Raw genomic sequence first — 9,109 nt, 5'->3', positions numbered from 1 at the left:
CGACGGGCCCGACGGCCGGCTCCGGCCGGGCCGGCGGCGCGGGCGGCGCGGGCGGCGGTTCGACCGGCACCGGCGGCGAGTCCTCCCCGGCGTAGGCGGTGAGCAGCTCCAGGACCGTCACCGACTCCAGCGGCTGCCCGGCCAGCCCGGCCAGCAGCCGGACGGTGTACAGGTTGTACTCGCAGATGATCCGGTGCGCGCCGGCCGAGTCGCGGGCCTCGATCGCCTCGACCAGGTCCGGGTGGCGCTCCCAGCAGACCCCGCCCAGCGAGGGCAGCTTCCGCAGGTAGCGCGCGGCGAACATCCAGGACTGCACCCGCAGCCAGTCCAGGTAGTCGGCGATCCGGCGGTTGCCGAGCAGCCCGCCGACCTCCTGCCAGAACCGGCGGTCGCAGCCCACCATCACGTCCAGGTTCCCGGCCCGGGCGGCCCGCACCGCCGCGTCGGCCCGGCGGTGCAGCGAGGGCAGCCGGCTGAGGTCGGGCAGCGCCCGGCGGTCGGCGTACTGGCGGTGGAAGCTGTCGGTGATCAGGACCCGGGACTCGAAGATCTCCAGGAAGTCGTCCCACCCGAGCTCGGGCACGGTGAAGCCGCGGTGGTGCTCGGCCCGCAGCAGCCCCTGGGCGCCGAGGTCGACCAGGGCCTCACGGGCCGGGGTCGCGGAGACGCCGTACAGCTCGGCGATCTCCTTGACGGTGAAGTTGCGGCCGGCCGCGAGGCGGCCGGCCATCATCTCCTCGCGCAGCGCGCCGGCGATCTGCTCGCGCAGGCTGTTGCGGTGGATGACGGGGCGGGGGGTGTCGCCTGCGCCGTTGTCAGGCATGGGCGCGACCTCCTCGGGCGGCCTACCGTGCCGGCCCTCGTACGGGCCGGCGGGGAACACGACGAGTGCTCATCTTCTCAAACCCGATCGACCCAGGTACGAACCAACCCACCCCGAACGCCGTCCGCCGCGCCCCGGCCCCGCTCCGGCTCAGCGCTGGACCGGCGCCGGAATCCCCAGCAGACGGTCCCGGAGCACCGGGAACTCCGCGCGCGCCTTCGCCACCTCGGCCGGGTCGAACGCGACCGTCAGGACCTCCTCGTCCGGCCCCGCCTCGGCCAGCACCCGGCCCCACGGGTCCACCACGACGCTGTGCCCGGCCTGCTCGATCCCGGCGTGCGTCCCCGCGGTGTTGCAGGCCAGCACGAAGGCCTGCTCCTCCACCGCCCGCGCCCGGGCCAGCAGCGTCCAGTGCTCGCGCCGCTTGGCCGGCCAGGCCGCCGGGACCACCAGCAGCTGCGCGCCGGCGTCCAGCAGCGCCCGGAACAGCTCCGGGAAGCGCAGGTCGTAGCAGGTGGCCAGGCCCAGCGTGCCGAAGTCGGTGGGCGCGGTGACGATCTCCTGCCCGGCGCCCATCACCACCGCCTCACCGCTGTCGAAGCCGAAGCGGTGGATCTTGCGGTACGTGTGCACCAGCTCGCCGTCCGGGGAGAACAGCAGCGAGGTGTTGTAGATCGGCCCGTCCGGATCGCGTTCGACGATCGAACCGGCGTGCAGCCAGACCCCGGCGGCCCGGGCGGCGGCCGACATCACGTCCGAGGTGGGTCCGTCCAGGGTCTCCGCGCCGTCCGACCAGAGGTCGTGGGCGAAGCCGCCGAGCGGCCACAGCTCCGGGAGCACCACCAGGTCGGCGCCCTGCTGCGCCCTGACCAGGGCCGCCGCCCGGGCCCTCCGCTCGGCGGGCGGCTCCGCGTCGGAGACCGCGAGTTGGATCAATGAAGCGCGCACAGTACCACCGTCCACGGCAAGAGACCTACGATCGTCACCCGAAAGCGCTGCCCAGCTGTCACCCGGCAGCGTAACGTGCGGTTAGCGTGTGCGCCCGGAAAGCCGGACCATCCCGGTCGGCCGTGACGGCGGGGCACAGGTGGCAAGGAAGCTGACGGAGGGCCGGAGATTCCCGTGACGGACAACCAGACCGTGCAGGCTTACACCGAGGCGTGGACCCAGACCATCGAGTCCATATCGGAGCTGGTCGCCCCCCTTCCCGAGGGCTCCTGGAACCGGGCCACCGAGTGCCCCGGCTGGTCCGTCCGTGACGTCGTCTCGCACGTGATCGCGGTCGAGTCCGACCTGCTCGGCGACCCGCGCCCGATCCACTCGCTGCCGCGTGACCTCCGTCACGTGACCACCGAGTTCGCCCGCTACGTCGAGCTGCCGGTCGACAAGCGCCGCTGCCACACCGCGCTGGAGATGACCAGCGAGCTGGAGTACACGATCATCCGCCGCTCCCGGGCGCTGCGGAACGCCAAGCAGACGCCGCAGGAGCCGGTGCGCTGGCCGGCCGGGCCGCTGGCCCGGGACGTCCCGTACCACGAGCTGCTGCGGATGCGGGCCTTCGACGTCTGGGTGCACGAGCAGGACCTGCGCCGGGCCCTGGAGGCCCCGGGCAACCTGGACGCCCCGGCCGCCCTGATCACCCGGGACCTGCTGCTGGAGCTGCTGCCCAAGGCCGTCGCCAACAAGGCCGGCGCCCCGGCCGGAACGGCCCTGGTGCTGGACGTGACCGGCCCGGTGGAGTTCCTGCGCACCGTCCGGGTGGACGCCACCGGCCACTGCACCGTGGACGAGTCGATCAGCCTGGCGCCCGACGTCCAGCTGACCATGGACTGGGAGACCTACCTGCGGCTCGCCTGCGGCCGCGGCCGGCCGGGCCCGGTCACCGTCGAGGGCGACCGGGAGCTGGCCGAGCGGGTGCTGGCCAACTTCTCCGTCACCATCTGAGTCCCGGCCCGGACCCGAGCCGGCCCGGGGCCGGACCCCGGGCGGGTCCGGCCCGGGGTCCGGGCTCAGCCCGGCTGCGCCACGACCTTCCGGCGCAGCCGCAGGATCATCGCCGTGCCCAGCGCCAGCGGGACGTACTGCCAGCAGAACGCCCAGCGGAAGGCCGCGGCCGAGTACGAACCGGCGCCGTCCGGGGAGAGCGCGTCCAGCAGCACGCCGATGCCGAACAGGGTGATCATCGTGCCGATGAAGCCGCCCATGTTGACGATCCCGGAGGCGGTGCCGAGCCGCTCCGCGGGGTTGCGGGCGCGCGCGTAGTCGAGGCCGACCAGTGAGGCCGGGCCGTTGCTGCCCATCACCAGGATGATCCCGACCAGCAGCCAGGCCGGCGGGTGGCCGCCGGGCCAGGACAGCACCAGCGCCCAGCCGAGCGCGGTGGCCGCGATGACGCTCAGCACGATCGGCATCCGGGCCCGCGCCGAGGCGGAGAGCAGCCGGCCGAAGACGAAGCCGAAGGTCATGTTGCTGAGCACCAGCAGGGTCAGCAGTCCGCCCGCCCCCGCCCGGGACATGCCCTGGGCCTGCACCAGGTAGGGCAGGCCCCAGAGCAGGCCGAAGGCGTTGCCGGGGAACTGGGTGGTGAAGTGGATCCAGAGGCCGAGCCGGGTGCCCGGCTCCCGCCAGCAGGCGAGCACCTGGCGGCCGACCTTCGACCTCGCCGCCGCGGTCTCCGGCGCCGCCGCGGCCTCCGGGTGAGCGGCCTCCGGGTGAGCGGCCTGCGGGTGGAGCGCGTCCCGGACCGGCGGGTCCTGGCGGGGCGCGTCCTGGAGGAAGAGCGCGACCAGCGCGAACACCCCCACGCCGAGCAGCGCGATCGCGGCGAAGGTGGGCGTCCAGCCCTCGCTGTGCAGTGCCCGGGCAAGCACCACGGTGGTGACCAGGTTGCCGCCCATCCCGGCCAGGCCGGTCAGCTGGGCGACGAACGGGTTCCGGGCCGCCGGGAACCACCGGGCGGCGATCCGCAGCACGCTGATGAAGGTCATCGCGTCGCCGCAGCCGAGCACCGCGCGCGAGGCCAGCGCGGGGCCGAAGGCGGAGCTGAACGCGAAGGCCAGCTGGCCGGCGCTCAGCAGCAGCACGCCGAGCAGCAGCACCCGGCGCGGCCCGAACCGGTCGACCAGCAGGCCGACCGGGATCTGCATGGCCGCGTAGACCAGCACCTGGAGGATCGAGAAGGTGGACAGCGCCGAGGCCCCGATGCCGAAGCGGTCGGCGGCGTCCAGTCCGGCCACGCCGAGGCTGGTGCGGTGGATGACGGCCAGGATGTAGACGCTGACGCCGATGGACCAGGCCAGCCAGGCCGCGCGGCCGCCGGGCGGCACGGGCCCGGGCGGTGGCGCGGGGGCGGCCGGGGGCTCGGCGGTGGATCGGGGAGCGGGGACGGACAGGGACGGGACTGAACGGGCGGGCTCCACGGTCATAGTCCGACCAGATTAGTCATCCCATGATTGGACGCCCAGATCCGGGGCGGGGCCGGGACTCAGCCGGCCAGGGTCCAGGACACCGAGCGGGTCATCCAGCGGTCCCGGAAGGCCTCGTCCCGCACCCAGTCGGTGGTGTCCTTGACGGTCGCCGTCACGGTGGCCGTCCGCCCCGGGGGCAGCTGGAGTCGGGCGGTGTCCAGCGAGGAGCCGTCCTCGGACTGCGGCGGCACCGGGACGCCGTCCACCTTCCACTCCACCTTCAGCTGCCGCGGGCCGTTCAGCGGCAGCGGCCGGACTTCGAGCCGGGGCCGGCCGGAGACCTCGCCCGGCGGCGGCACCGGGGCGTCGGTCGGCCGGACCTTGCGGTACAGCGCCTCGACGATCGCCTCGCGCGAGGGGAGGTTGTACGCGCTGCCCAGGGTGCGCATCACCGAGTCCTGGGTGGGCCGGTAGAGGCCGTTGGCGCTGCGGTACGCGCCGATCACGCCGGCGCCGTCCGGGGACTCGGCGCCCAGCCAGCGCCACCACTTGGTCTGCTTCCTGCGCATGTCGTCGGCGTTGAGGGTGGCGAGGTTCGGGTAGTCCGCGTCCTCCGGGGCGCTGTCGTACTCGTCGCCGAGGTCCCCCACGGTGTGCCCTATCTCGTGCTGGATGATCCGCCCGGCGTCCGGGCTGCCGCCCGCCAGGGTGGTCACCCCGGTGCCGCCGGCCCCGCCGTACTCGGTGGAGTTGGCCAGGGCGATCAGGTACTGCGGTCCGGCGCCGTCCCCCGCGTACCGGGCGGTGGCGGCCTCGTCGGCGCAGAGCAGCCGAGCGGTGCCCTCGCACCAGAAGTGCATGCCGAGCGGGGTGGTGGTCCTGCGGCCGCGGCTCTCGGACTCGGCGATCCCGGAGACCGGGGAGACCACCTCGACCCGCCTGATGTTGAAGAAGCCCTGGTAGGTGCGGAACGGCTCGATGTCCATCAGAGCGTGCCAGGCCCGGTCGGCCTGCTGCCGGAAGAGGTCCTGCTCGCCGGCCGTGTAGCCGTCACCGAGCAGCACCAGGGTGATCCGGTTGGCCGGGTCCCCGGTGCGGCGTATGTCGACGGTGGGGGCGGCCGCGGGTATCCGCTGATCGGCCTGGAGGGCCGTGTGCGGAGGCACCGCGCGGTCGGCCGGGGCCCCCGGGCCGATCACGCCGAACGGCGAGGGGCCGATCAGCTCCAGGGCGCCCGGGAGGGCGGCGGCGGACACCAGCACGAGTGCGGCCAGACTCCGGACGAGACGGCCAGGCTTGCCAGGCGCCATACGGGTGCGTCCTCCGGGTTCCGGTCACCCGGCGTCGCCCGGGTGGTGGAGCGGAGACGTACCCGGGCGGCCGGGACTCCCCTGTCCGGCCGCGAAAAAGTCACCGACCTGGCCGAACGATCCGCACTTTCCGGATCATTCAGGTCATACCAACCACCCGCCCGAACGGCCGCAGAGGCCCGCCGGAGGTGCCCGAAAAGTTTTTTGAATCCACCTGCAACCCCCTGCGGGGATGCGCGTCTATACGGGTGAAGGCACGGAGAGCGAGACCGGCAGAGCCGGGGGGCGCTTCCGCTCAGGAGGAGCGGAGCCGGTCGTCTTCACCCACTCACACCACCAGCACGACCACCCTGGGGACCCACGCCATGCGCATGCCCGTTATCACCCGTTTCGCGAAGAACGACCGCCCGCTCTCCGGCCGCCGCCGCATCGCCACCGTCGCCGCCACCGTCGTCCTCGCCGGCGGCGTCCAGTTCCTCGCCACCGACAGCGCGTGGGCCTGCGGCGACCACCGGACGGGCGGCGCCTACGAGGCCGCGGCCAACGCGACCGGGCTCTCCCCCGACACCGCCATCACCTCGGCCAGGTCCTCGGTGGTCGCGGACGGCAGCTGGAACGAGGTCTCCCTCAAGGTCACCAACAGGGCGGCCGAGGACGCCCACGGCATGGAGCCCTTCCTCGCCCTCGCCACCCCGGGCTCGGGCGCCGCCGCCCGGCTCAAGGACGTCAAGATCCAGTTCAAGGACTACACCGGCGCCTGGAAGAACCTCCAGCTGCGCGACGGCTGCTCCCGCGTCGTCGACGTCACCGGCTCCCAGCGCCAGCGGATGGCCGCCAACAGCTCGACGACCTTCACGTTCCGGTACTCCCTGGCCCCCAGCACCCCGGCCGGCGTGACCACGATCGACATCCTGGCCTCGACGGAGATGGCGGGCTCGCAGGGCCCCGGCGACTCGGGGTTCAAGGCGGTCAAGGTCACCCACCCCCAGGACGGTGCCACGGCCAAGCCGACCACCCCGGCCAAGCCGAAGCCCACCACCCCGGCGAAGCCCACCACGCCCGCCAAGGACACCAAGACCGCCGAGCCCGCCACCGACACCACCAAGGACGCCGCCCCGGCCACCGAGGCCCCCGCGACCCCGACCGCCGCACCGGCCACCACCGCCCCCGCCGGCACCCCCGAACTGGCCCACACCGGCTCCTCCGCCACCAACACCCTCCTCGCCACCGGCTCCGCCGCGCTCCTCGCCCTCGGAGCCGGCGTCCTGATCGCCGTGCGCCGGCTGCGCCACCAGCGCTGACCGACCGCCGACGGGGCCGAGCGGCCCTCGGCCCCGTCGAACGAAGAAATCCTCCGGACCACCCGCAACCCCCGCCGGGGATGCGCGTCCATGCACATGAAGGCACGGAGAACGAGACCGGCAGAGCCGGGGGGCGCCACCGCTCAGGAGGAGCGGCGGAGCCGGTCGCCTTCACCACACTCGTCAGACCATGACCATTGGGGAGTCACGTCATGAGCACGTCCGTTATCAACCGTTTCGCGAAGAACGACCGCACCCGTTCCGGCCGCCGTCGCCTCGCCACCCTCGCCGCCACCGCCGTCCTCGTCGGCGGCGTCCAGTTCCTCGCCACCGACACCGCCTGGGCCTGCGGGGCCCCGGACGACGCCCCGGTCACCGCCCCGGCGAAGCCGTCCGCCGCGGACGAGCAGGACGACTCCCTCGAACTGCACGGCCAGGGCGCCACCGCCGTGTTCTCCAAGGTCCCCTCCGCGATCACCGTCGGCGGCCCCAAGGCGGAGTTCATCCTCAAGGTCACCAACAACACCGGCGCGGACTACCACCGGATCACCCCGGGCATCTCGTTCTTCAACCTCAACGGGAGCACCCCGAGGCCCTCGCAGGTCACCGCCGAGGTCCTGTCGAACGGTCACTGGCAGCGCATCGCCCTGCGCAACGGCTGCGACCCGGCGATCGGCGGCAACGCCCCGTCCGCCGGCGTGCCGCTCGCCAAGGGCCAGACCGTCTCCTTCCGTTTCCGGGTCGGGCTCTCCGCCGACGTGGCCAAGGACGTCGAAGGGCTCCAGATCATCGGCTCGCCGAACCACGGCCGGGGCGGGATCACCGAGGTCGCGGTGATCCACCCGAAGCCGTCCGAGAAGCCGACCACCCCGGCCAAGCCCAAGCCCACCACGCCCGCCAAGGACACCAAGACCGCCGAACCCGCCACCGACACCACCAAGGACGCCGCCCCGGCCACCGAGGCCCCCGCGACCCCGACCGCCGCACCGGCCACCACCGCCCCCGCCGGCACCCCCGAACTGGCCCACACCGGCTCCTCCGCCACCAACACCCTCCTCGCCACCGGCTCCGCCGCGCTCCTCGCCCTCGGAGCCGGCCTCCTGATCGCCGTACGCCGGCTGCGCCACCAGCGCTAGTCGAACGGGCGGCCACAGGAAAGGGGCCCTCCTCCGCACGGCGGTGCGGAGGAGGGCCCCTTCCTCATGCCCTACGGGGCGTCAGCCCCAGGTGATCAGGCGCTTCGGGCGCTCCAGCAGGGCGGCCACGTCGGCCAGCACCTTGGAGCCCAGCTCCCCGTCCACCAGGCGGTGGTCGAAGGAGAGCGCGAGCGTGGTCACCTGACGCGGGACCACCTTGCCCTTGTGCACCCACGGCAGCTCCCGGACCGTGCCGAAGGCCAGGATGGCGGCCTCGCCCGGGTTGAGGATCGGGGTGCCGGTGTCGACGCCGAAGACGCCGACGTTGGTGATGGTGATCGTCCCGCCCTGCATGTCGGCCGGCGAGGTCTTGCCCTGACGGGCGGTGTCGACCAGCTCGCCGAGCGAGGTGGCCAGCCCCGTGAGGGTCTTGGACCCGGCGTCCTTGATGTTCGGGACGATCAGGCCGCGCGGGGTGGCCGCGGCGATGCCGAGGTTCACCTGGCCCTTGAGGACGATCTCCTGGGCCGCCTCGTCCCACTGCGCGTTGATCTCGGGGTGCCGCTTGATCGCGGTGAGCAGCGCCTTGGCGACGATCAGCAGCGGGCTGACCCGGACGTCCCGGCCCAGCTCGCCGCTCTCCTTGAGCCGGCGGACGAACTTCATCGTGCGGGTCACGTCGACCTGCACGAACTCGGTGACGTGCGGGGCGGTGAAGGCCGAGGCCACCATCGCCTGCGCGATCGCCTTGCGGACGCCCTTGATCGGCACCCGGACGTCGCCCGCGGCGGGCACGAGCGCCTGCTGCGCGGCCGGCTCGGCCACGGCGGTCTCGGGCACCGCGGTCGCCGGGGCGGCCTGGGCGGCCGGGGCGGCGGCATGGGCGTGCACGTCCTCGCGGGTGATCACGCCGTCCCGGCCGGTCGGGGTGACCGCGCGCAGGTCGACGCCGAGGTCCTTGGCCAGCTTGCGCACCGGAGGCTTGGCCAACGGACGCTCCCCGCCCGGCAGTTCGGCCACCGGGGCGGGCGCCGCGGCACGAGATCGTGGCTCTGCTCGAACCCCACTATCCGGCGATCGACCAGGCGAGCAGGGTCGGAAGGGTTCTCGTCCGGGAAATGGTCTCGACGAT

At 73.6% G+C, this 9,109-nt stretch carries 8 protein-coding genes; 3 read left to right on the top strand and 5 right to left on the bottom strand.

The genetic code is table 11. From position 1 onward, the window contains the following. Positions 1-823 (bottom strand): GntR family transcriptional regulator (locus AB0E96_RS34375; RefSeq protein ID WP_359829723.1); only part of this gene is annotated, 823 nt, incomplete at its 3' end. Positions 824-973: 150 nt separating this feature from the next. Then, positions 974-1,771, bottom strand: coding sequence for a carbon-nitrogen family hydrolase (locus AB0E96_RS34370; RefSeq protein ID WP_359829722.1), 798 nt, complete (start codon positions 1,769-1,771; stop codon positions 974-976). Between the two features lie 174 nt (positions 1,772-1,945). Between AB0E96_RS34370 and AB0E96_RS34365 the strand changes: the two genes are divergently transcribed. Continuing rightward, positions 1,946-2,767 carry a maleylpyruvate isomerase family mycothiol-dependent enzyme gene (locus AB0E96_RS34365; RefSeq protein ID WP_359829721.1) on the top strand — a complete coding sequence of 274 codons (822 nt, stop codon included), beginning with the start codon at positions 1,946-1,948 and terminating at the stop codon, positions 2,765-2,767. 65 nt (positions 2,768-2,832) lie between these two features. Here the strand turns inward: AB0E96_RS34365 and AB0E96_RS34360 are convergent, their stop codons facing one another. Both AB0E96_RS34360 and AB0E96_RS34355 read right to left on the bottom strand, forming a co-directional pair. Continuing rightward, positions 2,833-4,248: an MFS transporter gene (locus AB0E96_RS34360; protein WP_359829720.1), complete on the bottom strand. Its 1,416-nt coding sequence runs from the start codon at positions 4,246-4,248 to the stop codon at positions 2,833-2,835. Between the two features lie 59 nt (positions 4,249-4,307). Further along, a complete protein-coding gene (locus AB0E96_RS34355; protein ID WP_359829719.1) occupies positions 4,308-5,540 on the bottom strand; it encodes a M64 family metallopeptidase in 1,233 nt (410 codons plus the stop codon). A gap of 365 nt (positions 5,541-5,905) precedes the next feature. Between AB0E96_RS34355 and AB0E96_RS34350 the strand changes: the two genes are divergently transcribed. Beyond that, positions 5,906-6,841: a hypothetical protein gene (locus AB0E96_RS34350; protein WP_359829718.1), complete on the top strand. Its 936-nt coding sequence runs from the start codon at positions 5,906-5,908 to the stop codon at positions 6,839-6,841. Positions 6,842-7,053: 212 nt separating this feature from the next. After that, the gene (locus tag AB0E96_RS34345) at positions 7,054-7,977 is read left to right on the top strand and encodes a hypothetical protein (RefSeq protein ID WP_359829717.1); all 924 of its coding nucleotides are present in this window, start codon (positions 7,054-7,056) and stop codon (positions 7,975-7,977) included. Positions 7,978-8,058: 81 nt separating this feature from the next. On the opposite strand, the gene AB0E96_RS34340 is transcribed toward AB0E96_RS34345, so the two are convergent. Beyond that, positions 8,059-9,109, bottom strand: a 1,051-nt coding sequence (locus AB0E96_RS34340; protein ID WP_359829716.1) for a dihydrolipoamide acetyltransferase family protein, incomplete at its 5' end; no start/stop codon positions are given.

The sequence above is a fragment of the Kitasatospora sp. NPDC036755 genome, assembly GCF_040636595.1.
In the GTDB taxonomy this organism is placed as follows: domain Bacteria; phylum Actinomycetota; class Actinomycetes; order Streptomycetales; family Streptomycetaceae; genus Kitasatospora.
This window is presented reverse-complemented; position numbering and strand designations above follow the sequence as displayed.

Coding starts and splice junctions, on each gene's coding strand:
- AB0E96_RS34355 (WP_359829719.1), bottom strand. CDS start 5,540: ATGGCGCCTGGCAAGCCTGGCCGTCTCGTCCGGAGTCTGGCCGCACTC.
- AB0E96_RS34360 (WP_359829720.1), bottom strand. CDS start 4,248: ATGACCGTGGAGCCCGCCCGTTCAGTCCCGTCCCTGTCCGTCCCCGCT.
- AB0E96_RS34350 (WP_359829718.1), top strand. CDS start 5,906: ATGCGCATGCCCGTTATCACCCGTTTCGCGAAGAACGACCGCCCGCTC.
- AB0E96_RS34345 (WP_359829717.1), top strand. CDS start 7,054: ATGAGCACGTCCGTTATCAACCGTTTCGCGAAGAACGACCGCACCCGT.